The sequence below is a fragment of the Psychrobacter alimentarius genome (assembly GCF_001606025.1).
Taxonomy (GTDB): domain Bacteria; phylum Pseudomonadota; class Gammaproteobacteria; order Pseudomonadales; family Moraxellaceae; genus Psychrobacter; species Psychrobacter alimentarius.
Window position 1 is genome coordinate 1,865,346 of the sequence record NZ_CP014945.1, and the last position, 17,623, is coordinate 1,882,968.

Here is a 17,623-nt window from a genome sequence, read left to right on the forward strand (position 1 = left end):
TTAATAGACAGAAAAACGAAATACCAAACATGCATTTGCGACGTCAAATGCAAGCCTAAGTGAGTGTAAGTATAACTAAGTTTTGGTTTCCACATTCCAGTTATCAGTTAATTAACTGCTCGACTACCCTTGTCAACTAAGTGTTTTGTCCGCATAATGAATATTCCTATAAATCAGCTAGATGATATATAACCATGACAACATCAGTTACCCATAATGCAGATATTGACGACGTGAATATTGAAAAATTTATTCCTTTGATTACTCCCGCTGAACTAAAGACCGAGCTACCTTTATCAGACAAAGCGTATGACACGGTTCTAAAAGGGCGCAACACCATTCAAAACATCTTGGATGGTAAAGATAAGCGCCTATTTGTGGTCATTGGCCCTTGCTCTATCCACGACATCAAAGCTGCTCACGAATATGCCGATCGTTTGGCCGTATTGGCAAAAGAGATCGAAGACAGCGTCTTTGTTGTGATGCGCGTTTATTTTGAAAAACCACGTACCACTGTCGGCTGGAAGGGTATGATCAATGACCCTGATATGAATGACAGCTTTGACATCGAAAAAGGTCTACGTACTGCACGTAAGCTATTGCTTGACTTAAACGAAAAAGGCTTGCCGTGTGCGACCGAAGCCTTAGATCCTAATACCCCGCAGTACATGCAGGATTTAATTAGCTGGTCTGCTATTGGAGCACGTACGACTGAGAGTCAAACGCACCGTGAAATGAGCTCTGGCCTATCTTGCCCTGTCGGCTTCAAAAATGGTACTGACGGCGGTATGACGGTTGCCGTCAACGCCATGCAAGCCGTAAAAGCCGGTCATAGCTTCTTGGGTCTGTCATCTGATGGCAAAGTCTGTATCATCAAATCTAAAGGCAACCCTTACGCCCATGTGGTACTGCGCGGTGGTAACGGCAAGCCTAACTATGATGAAACTGCCGTTGCTCAAGTCGAAAATGAGCTGGCGAAAGGTAAGACGAACGGCAAGATCATGATTGACTCAAGCCATGCCAACTCAGGCAAAGATCCTTACCTACAGCCAATGGTCATCCAAAACGTCGCCGAGCAGATCCAAAACGGCAACAAATCTATTATTGGCATGATGATTGAGAGTCATCTCAAAGGTGGTCGCCAAGAGCTGACTGCTGATTTGGATGCGCTTGAATACGGTAAGTCAATTACTGATGGCTGTCTAGATTGGGAAAGTACGGTCACGTCACTACGTAACTTACGTGACATGGTAAAAGATGTCCTGCCTAACCGTTAATCACTATGAACATTAATGAGTCGATACTCATTGGCTCAAAAAAAGCCCGTTTGACAATACTACTGTCAAATGGGCTTTTTCTTGCTTCAACATAAGGATATGTCAATAGTTAGCTGTTTGCAGCATTTAACACACTGTCTAAACTTTCCATCACATGCTTCGACGTCACATTCTTTTGTAAGTCCAATAAGCTATCATGAGCCATTTGACGACGTGGCTCAACCAATGTATTCCAGCGGGCTAACACTTGTAACAAGCGTGATGCCAATACAGGATTGGCATCATCCAGCTTTTTAATCACACCCGTATACATATCAAGACCATCTTGCGTCCACAATACCGTAGGCTGAGCGCTAAATGCCCCCACCACTGAGCGTACACGATTGGGTGTATTCCAATCGAAGTCTTCGTGCATAAGCAATGACTCAATTACATCGACGCTCACATTATTGGCAGACGCTTGCACACTGAACCATAGATCGATGACCAAATCATCTGCTTGAAAGCGCTGATAAAAATCTTGCAAATAATTGTCAGCGTTCGCCACTTGATGATTGACCATGGCTTTTAGAGCGCCAAAGCGTTCTGTCATACAGCTGGCATGATTGTATTGTTGCTCAGCCCACTCTGCAGCATCGTTGACATCAGCAGTCAAAGCCATGTCGAGTATCACGTTACGCAAAGCCCGTTTGCCACGAGCTTCAGCACTGTCTTCATAAGCATCTATAGGTAGCTGTTTGTAGAGCTCTGACCATTGGTCTTTAAACGTATCTGCCACTTGTTGATACAAGCTTTCACGCTGCATTTTCACCAACTCTGGATCGTAATCTTTTTGAATTGCTGAAGCCAGTTCTTGTGCTGATGGGATATCAAGCAAACGCGCAGCCAACATCGCATCGTCAGACGCTAGTACTGGCAATGCCTGTGACAATGCTTGCAAATATATATCAGGGCTGCTTTTTGAGCTTTGTCCTTGCAGTAAAATACGATTGACGAGCATTTGAGTCACTTGCCAGCGATTAAACCCATTGGTCTCATATTTGAGCAAAAATGCCAAGTCTTCATCTTGATAATCATAATTGAGCTGTACAGGCGCACTAAAATCACGCAATAACGACACCACAGGTTCGCTAGTGATATTTTCAAACACAAAGGTTTGTGTGGCTTGATCAAGTAGCAGCATACGCTCAGCGACGATGCCGCCAGAGTTTTTATCAAACAGCGCCGTCGCTACTGGAATCGGCAGAGGTTTTGGTGCATCAAAGCCACTGACGTGACGAGTCTGCTGACTCAACGTAATGGTGAGTGTCTGTGCGGTACTATCATAACTTTGGTGACCCGAAACAACTGGCGTGCCCGGCTGACGATACCAATCGATGAAGTTTTCAATTTTATTGTCAGTGATACTCAGCGCTGACAAAAAGTCCTCAACCGTCACCGCCTGCCCATCATAGCGGCGGAAGTACTCATCTGTGCCTTTACGAAAGTCATCTAGCCCCAATGTATTGGCAATCATGCGCACAATTTCTGCGCCTTTCTCATAGACAGTCGTGGTATAAAAGTTATTGATCTCAACGAAGCTTTCAGGACGCACAGGATGCGCCAGTGGCCCTGCGTCTTCGCTAAACTGGTGCGCACGCAAAGTAGCAACATCATCAATCCGCTGGACGGCGCTTGATTGCTGGTCCGCTGAAAAAGATTGATCACGGTAGACCGTAAACCCTTCTTTTAGACATAATTGGAACCAATCGCGGCAAGTGATGCGATTACCAGTCCAGTTATGAAAATATTCATGAGCAATAATGGCTTTGACGCTAAAGCTACGCGCATCGGTTGTGGTCTCAGGGCTAGACAATACGCAAGCGGTGTTGAAAATATTAAGACCTTTGTTTTCCATCGCACCCATGTTGAACTGACTAACCGCGACGATCATATAACGATCCAAATCATAGGCTCGGCCATAATTGACCTCATCCCACTCCATAGCGTCTTTTAGCGCCTGCATACCGACATCACATTTATCAATATCAGCAGATTTTGCATAGAGCTCAAGCGTGACTTCACGGCCTTCGCTTGTGGTGTAAGAATCTGTCAGCACGTCCAAATCAGCCACCACACAGGCAAACAAATAACTTGGTTTATTGGTTGGATCATGCCAAATCGCGTAATGACGGTTTGGCTCGTCTACCACGTCACCTGCCTCGACCAGATTGCCATTGGCCAGTAACGTGGCGTAGCGCTTGTCTGCTTCAAGACGCGTTGTAAATATGGCCAACACATCAGGACGGTCTGGATAAAAAGTTATCTTGCGAAAGCCTTCAGGCTCACACTGAGTGACAAACATAGTATCGTCACCACTGCCCGCCATATACAGTCCTTCAAGCGCTGTATTGGTTTGTGGGCAGATGCGTACTTGAATATCCAATGTCACTTCATCAGGCGCATTAGCAATGGTTAACGTCCCTGCTTCTTGCTGATAGTCTTCTTTATCCAATTGGTGACCATTCATCTGAATCGTTAGTAACTCAAGCTCTTCACCAAATAACACCAGATCACCTTCGGTTTGACGCAACATTTCCAAAGTACTATTTACCTGCGCATACTCCTCAAACAATTTGATATCCAAATTGACGGTTTCTACATCAAAGCTTGTTTTTTTGTAATCTTTTAAATTGATTTTGCTTGGAGCAGTTGGCGGCACATCAGGCATATTTGGATTGATGATTTGAGCATCAGTTTCAGCAATAGACATATGAGTTCCTATTATTATTTATAATATATGAGTAAGGATAGTAGCATTTGACGATGATGTGTATTGAATCATACGTGCAATAGATCAGATAAAATCAAAGATGAAAGACGATTTAATTTCGATGATCTGATAGTTAAATTGACCTAAAACCCTAAATTTCAATAGCGTACTCTAAAGTAACTGTTTTTTAACTATGTTGCTAATACAGAACCGCTTTCAAAACGAGAATATATATACCGAAATAATTAACCTACTCTATGCATTGGATAATGACAATTAAAATGATTTAATAAGCACAATGATACTTAACATTTAATAAATGGCTTATTACATGACACAACATAGCTCCAATCACTCGAATATTACTCTACCACTTCTCATAGATTATGTTGATGCCTTGCTACCATCACTGACAACACAAGTAGGCGCAACATCTAGTCAACCTAATGATAACGCTGAAGTGCTATGGGTACTACAAGATAAGGACGCGCAATTAGCGATTGGGACGCAGCTAAATAGCCATGTAGCTAATCAAAGCCACAGCTCATCAACAGCAGACATGCAAAAACTACAGATATCCACATTATCAAAGCTTTTTCATCAACCCGTACCAGAGCGTTATACACTCGCCTGCTTTTGGCTACCGACATTATCATCAGAGCTGCTACAACAATATATTCCACTACTCATGCGCTATCGCGACCTTTATGCCGCTCACGTTTTAATCGCTCTAGATGATACTGTAGATCTAAAAGCTTATGGCTTCACACCGTTTGATGTCTTAAATGAGCAGCCTTTAGAAGATAAAGTTATCAATAAGGCAAAATCTGCATCATCAGATTCAGCTACCTTGTGGCAATTTAACTTATATGACTATAAACAATTACCAAATTGGCTCAATGCTGATTATTGGGCCAATCCTGAAAATTGGGGCAAGAACCGTTGGTAATGCGCTCGATATCTATATGTAAATTCAAGAGTTATTTACAGTAATACTACTTACATAATGTAACATTTAGTATATGCTAGATAGCAATTGCCTGAGTTTTATTGTAAGCAGTTTAAAAAAACAAAATTAATTAAATTTTTAGGAGCTTATTATGTCAACCAGTTTTTCTAAGATCGCTGTCCTCGCTGTACTATCAAGTGCTGTTGCATTGACCACAGGTTGTGCTACCAAGCGCGCTACCTCTGAAGTTGTCGTTGCACCACTAGGCATTCCAGGTGGACAAGCAGGATATAACGGTGCTGTAATCGTTGATAATTCTAGTGCAGTGGTTACGGGTGCTGAAAATTTGCAAGCGGTTGTCTATTTTGCTTTTGATAGCAGTGAAATTACTTCACAAGCTGCAAACGTCCTCAATCAGCATGCAAGCTTACTAAGCTCAAACCCGAACGCTGGTGTTGTTATCGCAGGTCATACCGATGAGCGTGGTAGTCGTGAATATAACATCGCATTGGGCGAGCGCCGTGCACAAGCTGCTCGTAACTACCTAGCAGCTCAAGGTGTTGCGGTAAATAACGTCCGCGTTATCAGCTATGGCGAAGAGCGTCCTGCTGCTACTGGTACGACTGAAGAAGCCTACGCGCAAAACCGCCGTGCTGAATTGTCTTATTAATACTGGTACAATTCATCAAGTGCACTTTGCTTGATAGTAAAAAGCCCAACGATATTATATTGCTGGGCTTTTTATGTTTTACTAAGCGAACTCATATCAATCGATACCTGCCAATGATATCAACCTTGAGTCTGACCCAGCTGCATTATACTCAGCTTGACGCCACAACATGGTGTGCTACTGCGCAAGTAAGCGAAACCTTGAAAGTGCAGCAAGAAGAAAAAATATGGCAAACAGCTGCTTTTACATCTCATATAGCTCGCTATGGCTTTACAGAAGTAAATTGGCAGTATCACTCTGCAACCCTGACTCTACCAGTACGGGAACTGGCTCACAAGCAGCGCCAACTACAGCGGCAGGGCGTTCGATTATTATTGAAAAAATTACTCAATGAACTCAACATAAGCGATTCTTTAGACGAATCAGGTTTTCCTTATCGCCTCAGTAATAATGGCTATTATGTATGCTTTAGTCATACAAGCAGCGCTAACAAAAATAACGTTAGTGAACGCTCTGCTCTAACACTCAATGAGACGCTAAAAAGCCACGTTGCCGTCATTGTCAGTCGTCACCGTCCTGTAGGTATTGATGTAGAAAGTCATCATGTGAAATGGCGAGTCGCACAGCGTTTTTATTCAACCGATGAGCTTACAGCCTTAGAGTCACTGCCTATTAGTCAACGTGATAATCTTGCTAAATTATTATGGCAAATAAAAGAAAGCTTTATCAAGATTCATCAATATACCTTAGCGCAAGGATTGGGTATGGATTATGCTGCTCTCATTCCTGATTTGATGTGTTGCCTAGAAGGCGAATCCACTATCCAAGTCGTTCAATGTGATTTACCTCATTACCGTATTGCCATTTTAACTAATCAACAAACAGTCGTTATATTCTAAACAACCTATTTTTACGATTTCTTCAAACAAAAAAAATGACCCTCAAAAGGGTCATTTTTTACTTTAATCTTTTTTAATAACAGTATTTAAACTGTCATTAGATTAGAAACGGTAGGTTGCACCAACTTTAACAATTGGGAACCACTCTAACCAATCTTTATCTTCAAGCTCTTGCTCAGCGATATTAGCAACTTCACCCGCAGTAGTAGTAGATGGAGTACCATCTCTATCAGTGAAATTAACTACACTAGTTTCATCAACAGCACGGACAGTAGCATTAGTTTTACCCATATATGCTGCACCAATTTCACCGAACACACCGAAGTTGTTAGTGATGTTAGGGCGGAAACCGATAGTAGCATAAGGCGCTAGCTTGTTACGATGCTCGATAGTACCTTCTAATGTACCAGTTTGGGTAGCATTGTATTGGATATTATTAAGTTCAAAATATCCATCATCTGCACCTTCAGGATTAGCACGTACATCAAAGTCGTTGTCAGGAATGATAATACCAGCACCCATTGTAAACCAGTTAGCAGCAGGACGATATTGAACGCCTAAGTATGGGTTGCTGAAGTCTGAATCAACATCATAGTTAACATCGTCAGCATCAAAATCACCGCCGAATAGGTCAGCAACATCGCCACCTGCCCAACCAGCTTGCAATTCAGTTTTTTCGTTCATTGACCAAGCAACGTTAGCACCATAACCTAAAGTACCAACTTCAGCGCTTACAGATGCTGGGTTGATAGCAGTTTGGAACAAAGTCTTAGTACCACCTAATACAGCACCAGTAGTGTTGCTTAGTACACCAGCGTCAGCATTATAAGCGTAAGAAGGAGCAGGTTCTGCTTCATAGGCTACTGCAACTGGCTCTGCTTCATAAGCTACTGCAACTGGTTGTGCTTCATAAGCCATTGCATCGTTATTATCAACAACAATAACAGGTTCAGCTGCTAGTGCAGCAGTTGACGCTAAAACGGCAGCAGAAATTGCTGTTAATTTAATAAGTTTCATAAATACTCTCCTAAAGTGTGGAATAACTCGCCCAAAAAAAATGACAACTTAGCTTTTTTAAATCGATCATTTTGTTGAGCAGATTAAAACAATTTTGGCTCAAAAAGTCACCCCTACAGATGCGCTTTTTATTTACCGTTATGTAAAGATTGCATAGATATTGTAATAATTACTACACTAACCCGTAAAACTTCGACTTTCTGTTACACAATACTCTCAAACCAACTAAATGACCCAGACATGAACATTGGATGCTTAATGTTCATGTGAGGATATTACAAAATATGTCATTATCATCGCTTACTTTATTATTTAACTCAATGACAGTTATATAGCTTAATACTACAGTTTGTTGTGTTTTGTGAGTTCACGTATCTATTATTACCTTTATATAAATTTGAGACAGATGCCCACGTAAGACCAATGTTTCTATATAATGATAAGAAATGTCCTATGCGTTCAGTACTGCACTGAATCGAAAGAAAAAATCAAGAGAACGAAACTCATAGTATTTGTCTCTGTTTATTTGCTTTGTGACTGGTTGTAATGGTCTTTGTTTGTTCTTTTTACCACTGTTGAGCCCTCTATATGCCTAAAGTATCGTCAATTACCCGTGTGCTAGAGATTATAGAAGCGGCATCTTACGCTTCTAAACCTTTGTCTCCACTTGAGCTATCGCAAGAGTTAGATATTCCCAAGCCGACCATTCATAGACTGATCCAAAACTTGGTTGATGAAGGGTTTTTGACTGTCGATATTGGTGGCGGCATTATCCCTGGAAAGCGCGTACGTAATCTGAGTGTTGAGCTTTGGCAGCAAAGACTATTCTTTAATGAACGACAAATGATTCTGCAAAAGCTGGTTGATGAGCTAAAAGAAACCTGTGGCATTGGGGTTCCTTATCATATGAATATGATTTATACCAACCGTGCTCAGACGACCCTACCACTACAAATTTACTTACCAGTCGGCGCAAAATCGCCAATGTGGTGTACTGCAACAGGTAAGCTCTACTTGAGCCAATTATCCGCTACCAGTCGCCATAAGATACTCCAAGGTCTGCCGCTCGATAAGTTCACTAAAAATACTATTACTGATATTGATGCATTAAACGCTGAGCTTGATCGTATTGCTGAAACAGGTATTGGGATAGACAATGAAGAGTTTATTTCTGAAATGGTAGCAGTGGCTGTACCTATATTAGATAAAAAGTCACGCTATCTGGCCTCGTTATACCTGCACGCGCCCACCATACGTGTATCACTAGATGAACTATTGGTTCATGTCCCACGTCTACAAAAAGCGGCGCAGGATATTCAAGCCCTTGTGTATGACCTGCAAAGCTAACATATCAATTCATATGAAATAAAAAAGGGTCTGCACTATATATAGCTATGCAGGCCCTTTTTTATTTGCTTATTCGTTTTATATAAACCATCAAAGATACGGTCGATTTACTTTAAAAACAAGACAATGCGACTGGGATGGATTTTTCGTGGCCTCTGTGTTCGCAGCAAGTAAGAAAAATATATATCAGTCGCACGTGTCCCTCAATGTATCGGTTTGATATATTAAAACAGTACTGAGTGGTCATGACGACCCATAATACTTGAAAAATCCTTATCGCCATTCTCTACGGTGTGTGCTTCATAAAGCTCTGCGGCTTTAGCGCCCATTGGCGTTTCGACATTGGTATCCTGAGCAGTTTGCATGGCAAGATTGAGGTCTTTTTGCATCAACTTACTCATAAAGCCGCCCTGATAACCATTGCTAGAGGGCACATTTTCCATCACTTGAGGATAAGGATTATAGACCTCCAATGTCCAGTTTCGACCTGAGCTTTGTAGCATAATATCTGATAACACTTTGGGGTCCAGTCCATTCTTAACCCCTAAATTAATGGCTTCTGCTGTTCCCGCCATCAAAATCCCCAGCAGCATGTTGTTGCATATTTTTGCGACTTGCCCTGCGCCTTGATCACCTGCATGAAAAATGTTTTTGCCCATGACGGCTAGTATTGGTTGTGCTTTGGCAAAGGCTTCATCACTACCCCCAACAATAAAGGTTAAGCTACCAGCAATTGCACCGCCTGTCCCACCAGATACGGGCGCATCTAAGAAGTCGATACCAAGCTGACTTGCTGCCGCAGCGACTTTCATGGCGTCTGCAGCCGCTATCGTACTGCTATCAATCACGAGCGTGCCTTTAGGTAACGCTGTCAGTAATCCATTAGAGCCGTTTTCACCCAAGTAAACAGAATGAACATGCTTGCCAGCAGGCAACATACTGATAACAACTTGGGCGTTACGCGCAGCTTCAATAGGGCTAGATGCAACGCTTGCCCCTGCTTGCTGTAAACGCTCTGTTGCAGCTTGCGACAAGTCATAGGCAGACAAGGTATAGCCTGCTTTTAGTAGATTCTCTGCCATGGGTGCGCCCATGTTACCCAGCCCAATAAAAGCTATTTTTGGCTTATCGCCGTCTTTATCAGTTGCGTTTCTATCATTGATATCCATCTCATCGCTCCTTGATGATTGCTTATGCAGACATTGCTACATATGGTATTTACTGTTTTTAAGTCTTATTTATACTTAGTAATTATTCTGATGCGTTAAATCAAACCTTTAGCGTACAAGCTCATTGCCTAAAGCATGATCACTCAGCCAATGCTCTAAAGGATGTTCACCTTTAGAATAAGGATTGACGAGATGCTGCTGAATGTATGCTTGTCCTTCATCACTCAAACAATCAGCCAACGAACGTGACCACTGCGGATTGCGATCTTTGTCAATCAGTAATGCTCGTACGCCTTCCTTAAAGTCTGGATTGGCAGCACAATGCACGGCCACGTTGGTTTCTAGATACAGAACTTGCTCTATCGATAAGTCGGTAACCTTATGATACAACGCATACGTCAGTGCAGCCGTCGTAGGACAGCCATGACGATAAGTTGCTACCGCTCGCTGTGTCCAGTTGTCCTCAAAAAAGTCTGCTCCTAGCTGTGCAAGCGCTTCATCACTCTGTAGCAGTTCATCAATATCGCCCAAACCGCCACTATTCATCAGTTTCTGAATTGGATACCAGTATGCAGCCAACTTACTAGGAGGTAGGTCAGCAGTGGACTGTGCAGCCAGTGCACGGCTGACGATACTATAAGCACTGTTGTCATGAAGGCTCTTAGTATCATTAGATTCAGTTGCCGCCTGCCAATTGCTCTGCTTTAAACGCCGGATAATGGCATCATAATCGTCGCTTGAGACGGCATACTCTGCAAGATTGGCGAAGAGAGCGTCGTTGCCATTGCACATCGCACCCGTCAGCCCCAAAAACAACCCTGTTTTGGCTGGCATACGTTGCAAAAACCAGCTACCAGAGGCATCAGGAAACAAGCCAATAGTCACCTCAGGCATAGCAAAACGCGTACGTTCAGTAACGATGCGGTGACTGCAACCTGCCATCAGCCCCATGCCGCCGCCCATGATAATCCCATCGCCCCACAGTATTAATGGTTTTGAATAAAAATGCATCTGGCGATAGAGACGATATTCATGACTGAAAAACTCTGTGGCATAAGGGTTTGGCATTGGCGCATTCGCAGACATACTATCGTATAGTTTACGAATATCACCGCCTGCACAAAATGCTTTGTCACCTGAGCCTTTTAGTACCAAAGCAACCACCTGATCCTCATTTTGCCACTGCTCTAATTGTGCTGATAACAACTGGCACATATCGACGCTCAGAGCGTTCAAAGATTTGGGCGTGTTTAAGGTCATTATTCCGATCAGATGACCGCAATCGGTCAGCTCAGTATCGAAAAGTACAGACGCGTTCTGCTCTATCGTTTTTTGATTATCACCATCGTCTATCGCTGTCATCGCTGCTGCCATCAAAATCACCTACAAGAATTAGAAAATTTAATTTATTTATTTTGCCAATTTGGTTTACGCTTTTCTAAAAATGCTTGAACACCTTCGCGCTGATCTTTGGTATCAAACAACTTAACGAAGGCCTCACGCTCAAGAATAAGGTTCTGTGCAGGCGGTGTGTCTCTAGCCGCTTGGATAAGTGCTTTAGAATAGCTGACAGCAACTGGTGACTGTTTGGCAACCTTTTGCGCCAATGCTTGTGCTGCCGTTAGACCCTCGCCTTTGGCCGTGATTTCCTCGACTAAACCAATTCGCAGAGCCGTATTTGCATCGACACGCTCGCCGCACAATATCATGCGTTTTGCCCAGCCCTCACCCACAAGCCAAGGCAGATTTTGTGTACCGCCCGCGCAAGGCAGTAAGCCTACGCCCGTCTCTGGCAATGCCATCTGCGCGTGTTCTTCTGCGATACGAATATCACAGGCAAGCGCACACTCAAGACCACCGCCCATTGCATAGCCGTTGATAACAGCGATACTCACGCCACGATAAGCGGATAAAGCTTCAAAAGCTTCGCCAAAAGCGATAGCCATGCTGATTGCATGACCTTTGTCTCCATCTGTAAAATTATTCAGATCCGCGCCTGCTGAAAAGAACTTCTCGCCGTCTCCATGAATGATTAAAGCATAGACATCATCCTTTGCATTCAAGTCAGCAATCAGTTGTTTGAGCGCTTGCAAGCTATCCATCGTCCACGTGTGGGCAGGTGGATTATTCAGTGTGACAATCGCCGTATGATGATTAATTGATAATGTAAGATTGGTATAATCTGTCATAAAACATCCTTGTTTTAACATGGTTTTACTACATGCACTTGATGGGTAAAGAACCATACCGATGTATTAGCGTAATTGACTCAGCGCATCGTCTTGCAACAGCTGACGTGAGACAATTACTCGCATGATTTCATTGGTGCCTTCCAAAATCTGATGGACACGTAAGTCTCGAACATGGCGCTCAAGTGGGTATTCATTCAGATAGCCATAGCCGCCATGTAACTGTAAGGCTTCATTAGCGACGTCAAAACAAAGATCTGTCGATAAGCGTTTTGCCATTGCACAGTATACGGAGGCCTGCGAATCCTCGTTATCGACCTTGTTCGCCGCTAAATACAGCATTTGCCGTGCCGTAATCGTTTGGGTCAGCATATCTGCCAGTTTAAATTGTACGGACTGTAAGCTGGCAATCGGACTACCAAATTGACTACGCTCTTGGACATAATTGGTTGCGGTCTCTAACGCGGACTGTGCCGTACCAACCGCACATATGCCAATATTAATACGTCCACCATCCAAACCTTTCATAGCAATACGAAAGCCTTGACCTTCCTCACCTATTAAGTTTTCTACAGGCACCTTGACGTCTTTAAAACTGATCGTTCGTGTTGGCTGTGCTTTCCAGCCCATCTTATGCTCATTTTTGCCGTACTCAATACCATCACTATCGGCTTCGACCACAAATGCTGACACGCCTTTTGGTCCTGCGCCGCCCGTACGTGCCATCACTACTAATATATCGGTCGATCCTGCTCCTGATATAAAGGTTTTTTCTCCATTCAGAATATAGTAATTGCCTTGCTTATCAGCTTTGGTGCGTAGAGAGGCGGCATCAGAACCAGCATTTGGTTCTGTCAAGCAGTAGCTACCAAGCCACTCACCGCTAACCATGTTTGGGAGATACTTCTTACATAAAGCGTCACTGCCATACTCACCAATCATCCAGCTCGCCATATTATGAATACTCATATAAGCTGCAACTGCCGTATCGCCCCACGCCAGTTCTTCAAAAACCATGGCAGAATCTAGTCGTGGCAACCCCAATCCATCGTACTCTGGATTGGTATACAGTCCTAAAAAGCCAAGCTCACCCGACTTTTTGATAACATCAATAGGAAAATGTGATGTACGATCCCATTCTGCTGCGTTTGACTTAAGCTCTTTTTGAGCAAACTGCCTCGCAGTTTGGCGAAAGGCAATCTGATCATCAGTGAGTGAAAAATCCATATGGTCATCCTTGTGCATGTATAGCAAATATGGTGAATGAGGCTAAGTGTGTCATTGTCTTCTTGTTTTATTATTTCATTAAAAACGCAGTATGACGATAAAAGTATGCTACTGCAAAACCACAAGCAGAACAATGAACACACCGCAGCGATAGTGAATGACTATATCGAAATAGTCGTATTAACACCGCGACTCGCTTCGTCATCAAACCATCGCGCCGTCACCGTTTTCGTCTGAGTATAGAACTGTACGGCTTGCTTACCATAAGGACCAAGATCGCCAAGCTTACTGGCACGTGAACCTGAGAATGAGAACATGGGTAGTGGCACAGGAATCGGTAAGTTAATACCAATTTGACCGACCATGATGTCTTGCTGGAATTTGTGCGCGGCGGCACCTGACTGGGTAAAGATGGCCGTACCATTGCCATGTGGATTGGCATTGAGCAGCTCTATCGCCTCATCCAAACTAGCAGCACGCATGATACACAGTACAGGACCAAAAATTTCTTGCTGATAAATTTGCATATCGCTTGTGACATTGTCAAAAATAGTCGGTCCGACAAAGTTGCCTTTTTCAAACCCTTCAACGGTAATGCCGCGACCATCAAGAATTAAGCTAGCGCCTTCTTCGACACCAGTACCAATCAAATGCTCAACACGCGCTTTTGCAGCAGGTGAAATCAGAGGCCCTAAATCTTTATCATTCTTGCCAGCCGATACGACCAAGGCTTCCGCTTTGGCTTTGATATCATCAATCCACTCACCTGCTGCGCCAACCAGCACGACCACTGACAACGCCATGCAGCGTTGACCAGCAGCACCAAAGGCAGCACCTGCCAATTGATTGAGCGTTTGTTCTTTATTAGCGTCAGGTAAAATTACCCCGTGGTTTTTAGCGCCCATCATACACTGCGCACGCTTACCTGATTTACTCGCGCGCTCATAGACATGTTTACCAACGCTGGTAGAACCCACAAAAGATACCGCTTTGATATCTGGATGATCGCAAATAGCATCAACCGTCGCTTTACCACCGTGAACCACATTGAGCACACCTTCAGGGACACCCGCTTCTACAGCAAGTTCAATCAGGCGCATGGTGACCATCGGATCTTGTTCAGAGGGTTTTAGGATAAAGGTATTACCTGTCGCAATCGCCATTGGAAACATCCATAGCGGAATCATGGCAGGAAAGTTAAAGGGTGTAATCCCCGCACATACGCCAAGCGGCTGCCAAATGCTATAAGTGTCTACGCCAGAGGCGACATTTTCGACGAAATCACCAATCTGCAAATTGGCAATACCTGCTGCGTGTTCGACCACTTCTAAGCCACGAAATACATCGCCACGAGCATCAGCAATGGTTTTGCCTTGTTCTGTAGTTAAAATCTCTGCAAGCTCATCCATATGCTCACGAATCAGTGATTGATATTTTAAAAAAATACGAGCGCGGGTAGTAATCGGTGTTTTACGCCAAGTTTGAAAGGCTGTTTGAGCAGCGGCAACGGCCTGATTGATTTCATCATCTGTGGATTGTGGCACTTTTGCGATGACTTCTTGAGTGGCGGGGTCGGTAATATCAATCCATTCATCAGTAGTAGACTGTGTAAATTGACCATTAATGAGTTGCTGAACGTGGTGCATAAGATATCCTTATCTTGTTTATGTGACTACTGCGACAGTGTCGCTATATTTATGGTGTCTTTATATCTATAAAGAGCGCTAAAAGCGATTATTTTTAATAGCTACAATTTAAAATGATTTATTTTGTATCGTTATTGACTATAACAATAAAACAATTTTAGGGTCAAGCGCTTTGTTGAATTTTTAGCTTGTTTGAGAAGCTAAGCAATAAAAAAGCCCATGATTTTTCATGAGCCTATAATTTCACATCGATACTCTGTCATAAATCTTGTCTAAATGAGAGCGCTAGTATTCTTTCATAGATTGTTTGATCGCATCAATCGCTGCTGGATTATCAAGCGTTGACATGTCTCCTGTTTCCTTGTTTTCTGCTAATGCCCGAATAGCTCGGCGTAATATTTTGCCAGAACGGGTCTTTGGTAGGGCTTGCGGAAAATAAATCGCTGCTGGACGCGCGATACCGCCCAATGACTTGATAACCGCACCGATTACTTGTTGCTCAAGGCGAAATCGGTTTTCGGTGGTTGCCACTTGTTCATGATCTTTTAGTACACAAAACGCAATAGGCAACTCGCCCTTCAATTGATCTTGGATACCCACGACGGCGCACTCTGCCATTTCAGGATGACTACTAATGGCTTCCTCAATTTCTTGCGTCCCTATACGGTGGCCTGCTACGTTAATCACATCATCAGTACGTCCTAGAATATAGAAATAACCATCTTCATCCGTGACCGCATAGTCTGAGGTAGAATATTGCTGACCGTCAAATAAGCCAAAGTAACTACTGATAAAACGCTCATCGTTGCCCCATACCGTTGTGAGACAACCTGGCGGCAAAGGCGCTTTAATGGCTAACAGGCCTTTTTCACCCGCCGCGCAAGGTTTCCCTGTTTCTTCATTAATAACTTGCGCATCATATCCATACATTGGATAACCAGGCGAGCCTTGCTTGTGCGGCTTATCATCAAATTTGGGCGTATTACTCAAGATGGGCCAACCCGACTCTGTCTGCCAGTAATGGTCTAAAATAGGGACACCCAAATGCTTGCTGAGCCAATTGGCGGTAGATTCATCAAGTGGCTCGCCTGCCAAAAAGAATGATTTGACACTTGATACATCATAGCGAGTCATCCACGTTTCATCTTGTTTTTTGAGCATACGCACCCCTGTGGGCGCAGTAAACAAAATATTGACCTTATTGGCCTCGACAATACGCCACCAAATACCCGGATTTGGGCGATGTGGTAAGCCTTCATACATAATACTAGTCATACCCGCAAGCAATGGTGCATATATCGTATAAGAGTGTCCAACCGCCCAGCCGATATCCGATATCGCCCAAAAGGTTTCGCCCGCTTTGCCATCGTAGATATAATCTATTGAGGTAGTGAGTGCGACGGCATGACCACCTGTATCACGCTGAACACCTTTGGGCGTACCCGTGGTGCCAGAGGTATACAGCAAATACGATGGCGTGTTTGACTCAAGCCAGACAGGTGCTACTATCGCATTTGCTTCACAGCTGTAGCGGCGTTCTGTCGCATAATCGACATCGATGTCTTGCGGCTGAAAAGGCAACACGCCTCGATTTACCACGAGCACATGCTCAGGTTTTTTGGTTGCTTGCTCAACCCCTTGATTGACCAAGTTTTTATAATTAATGACTTTACCACCGCGCAAGCCTGCATCTACTGTGATGACTATTTTTGCGTCAGCATCATTCATGCGTATCGCCAAATTATGGGCGGCAAATCCTCCAAACACGACCGAATGCACCGCACCGATACGAGCGCACGCCAGCATAGCGTAAGCGGCCTCCAAAATCATCGGCATGTAAATGATGACACGATCGCCTTTCTCAATACCATAACGCTGTAGCACATCAGCGAAATAATTAACTTCTTTATACAAATCATTATAGGTCAGGCGACGCTTGGTATAGTCAGTATAAAACTCTACATTATTGCCCAAGTCTTTGAATGCGTTGATAACGCCTGGAAAGGTTTCTATCAATTCTTGATTGATCTCTGACGATAGCCAAATAAAGGCATCTTGTTCTGCGCGTTCTTCCAGATGGCGATCCACGCAGTTATAACAAAGATTGGTTTCACCACCGACAAACCATTTGGCAAAGGGCAACTTACTATCATCCAAAATCTGCTCAGGTTCTTTATGCCAATAAATGCGCTCTGCCTGCTTAGCCCAAAACTGCTCACGATCACTGATTGAAGCCTGATATATATCAGTAAAGGTTGAGGTAGTAGTGGATGATGCTTGAGAGATATGATTAATATTTGGATTGGTGGCGTGCTCGCTCATAATGGCTGTCCTTAGCATAAACGATAGTAATGCGATTTTATTAGATAACAATATAATATAAAACTGGCTTTCCTTGCCAAAATAAAAACCGATACAATATGTATCGGTTTAAAATGTAACAGAGCAATTTGTAAAGGTCAACTGTTAAGCGTGTACTTT

13 protein-coding genes are annotated in these 17,623 nt (G+C 43.4%); 5 read left to right on the forward strand and 8 right to left on the reverse strand.

Annotated features, from left to right (window positions below; translation table 11 throughout):
• Positions 1 to 194: 194 nt before the first annotated feature.
• A complete protein-coding gene (locus A3K91_RS07630) occupies positions 195 to 1,277 on the forward strand; it encodes a 3-deoxy-7-phosphoheptulonate synthase (protein WP_062844724.1) in 1,083 nt (360 codons plus the stop codon).
• Between the two features lie 109 nt (positions 1,278 to 1,386).
• On the opposite strand, the gene pepN is transcribed toward A3K91_RS07630, so the two are convergent.
• Complete coding sequence (pepN, locus tag A3K91_RS07635; protein WP_084387303.1) at positions 1,387 to 4,029, reverse strand: aminopeptidase N; 2,643 nt, start codon at positions 4,027 to 4,029, stop codon at positions 1,387 to 1,389.
• A gap of 331 nt (positions 4,030 to 4,360) precedes the next feature.
• Here pepN and A3K91_RS07640 point away from each other — a divergent pair, with 331 nt between their 5' ends.
• The 3 genes from A3K91_RS07640 to A3K91_RS07650 all read left to right on the forward strand — a co-directional run bounded on the left by A3K91_RS07640 (position 4,361) and on the right by A3K91_RS07650 (position 6,547).
• Positions 4,361 to 4,978: a DUF6231 family protein gene (locus A3K91_RS07640; protein WP_062844725.1), complete on the forward strand. Its 618-nt coding sequence runs from the start codon at positions 4,361 to 4,363 to the stop codon at positions 4,976 to 4,978.
• Between the two features lie 151 nt (positions 4,979 to 5,129).
• The gene (gene pal / locus A3K91_RS07645) at positions 5,130 to 5,648 is read left to right on the forward strand and encodes a peptidoglycan-associated lipoprotein Pal (protein ID WP_062844726.1); all 519 of its coding nucleotides are present in this window, start codon (positions 5,130 to 5,132) and stop codon (positions 5,646 to 5,648) included.
• A 125-nt stretch (positions 5,649 to 5,773) separates the two neighbouring features.
• Positions 5,774 to 6,547, forward strand: coding sequence for a 4'-phosphopantetheinyl transferase family protein (locus A3K91_RS07650; protein ID WP_157769650.1), 774 nt, complete (start codon positions 5,774 to 5,776; stop codon positions 6,545 to 6,547).
• A 102-nt stretch (positions 6,548 to 6,649) separates the two neighbouring features.
• Here A3K91_RS07650 and A3K91_RS07655 read toward each other — a convergent pair whose 3' ends face one another.
• Positions 6,650 to 7,564 (reverse strand): hypothetical protein, encoded by a 915-nt coding sequence (locus A3K91_RS07655; protein ID WP_062844728.1) that lies wholly within the window; start codon positions 7,562 to 7,564, stop codon positions 6,650 to 6,652.
• 588 nt (positions 7,565 to 8,152) lie between these two features.
• Here A3K91_RS07655 and A3K91_RS07660 point away from each other — a divergent pair.
• A complete protein-coding gene (locus A3K91_RS07660; protein ID WP_062844729.1) occupies positions 8,153 to 8,911 on the forward strand; it encodes an IclR family transcriptional regulator in 759 nt (252 codons plus the stop codon).
• A gap of 224 nt (positions 8,912 to 9,135) precedes the next feature.
• Here A3K91_RS07660 and mmsB read toward each other — a convergent pair whose 3' ends face one another.
• The 6 genes from mmsB to A3K91_RS07690 all read right to left on the reverse strand — a co-directional run bounded on the left by mmsB (position 9,136) and on the right by A3K91_RS07690 (position 17,464).
• On the reverse strand, positions 9,136 to 10,080 hold the full coding sequence (gene mmsB, locus A3K91_RS07665) for a 3-hydroxyisobutyrate dehydrogenase (protein WP_062844730.1): 945 nt from the start codon (positions 10,078 to 10,080) through the stop codon (positions 9,136 to 9,138).
• A 108-nt stretch (positions 10,081 to 10,188) separates the two neighbouring features.
• Entirely contained in the window at positions 10,189 to 11,454 is a 1,266-nt protein-coding gene (locus A3K91_RS07670) for an enoyl-CoA hydratase/isomerase family protein (RefSeq protein WP_228139834.1), read from the reverse strand.
• Positions 11,455 to 11,486: 32 nt separating this feature from the next.
• A complete protein-coding gene (locus tag A3K91_RS07675) occupies positions 11,487 to 12,269 on the reverse strand; it encodes an enoyl-CoA hydratase (RefSeq protein WP_062844731.1) in 783 nt (260 codons plus the stop codon).
• Between the two features lie 66 nt (positions 12,270 to 12,335).
• Complete coding sequence (locus A3K91_RS07680) at positions 12,336 to 13,496, reverse strand: acyl-CoA dehydrogenase family protein (RefSeq protein ID WP_062844732.1); 1,161 nt, start codon at positions 13,494 to 13,496, stop codon at positions 12,336 to 12,338.
• Positions 13,497 to 13,657: 161 nt separating this feature from the next.
• Positions 13,658 to 15,142: a CoA-acylating methylmalonate-semialdehyde dehydrogenase gene (locus A3K91_RS07685; protein ID WP_062844733.1), complete on the reverse strand. Its 1,485-nt coding sequence runs from the start codon at positions 15,140 to 15,142 to the stop codon at positions 13,658 to 13,660.
• A 285-nt stretch (positions 15,143 to 15,427) separates the two neighbouring features.
• A complete protein-coding gene (locus A3K91_RS07690) occupies positions 15,428 to 17,464 on the reverse strand; it encodes a propionate--CoA ligase (protein ID WP_062844734.1) in 2,037 nt (678 codons plus the stop codon).
• Positions 17,465 to 17,623: the final 159 nt, after the last annotated feature.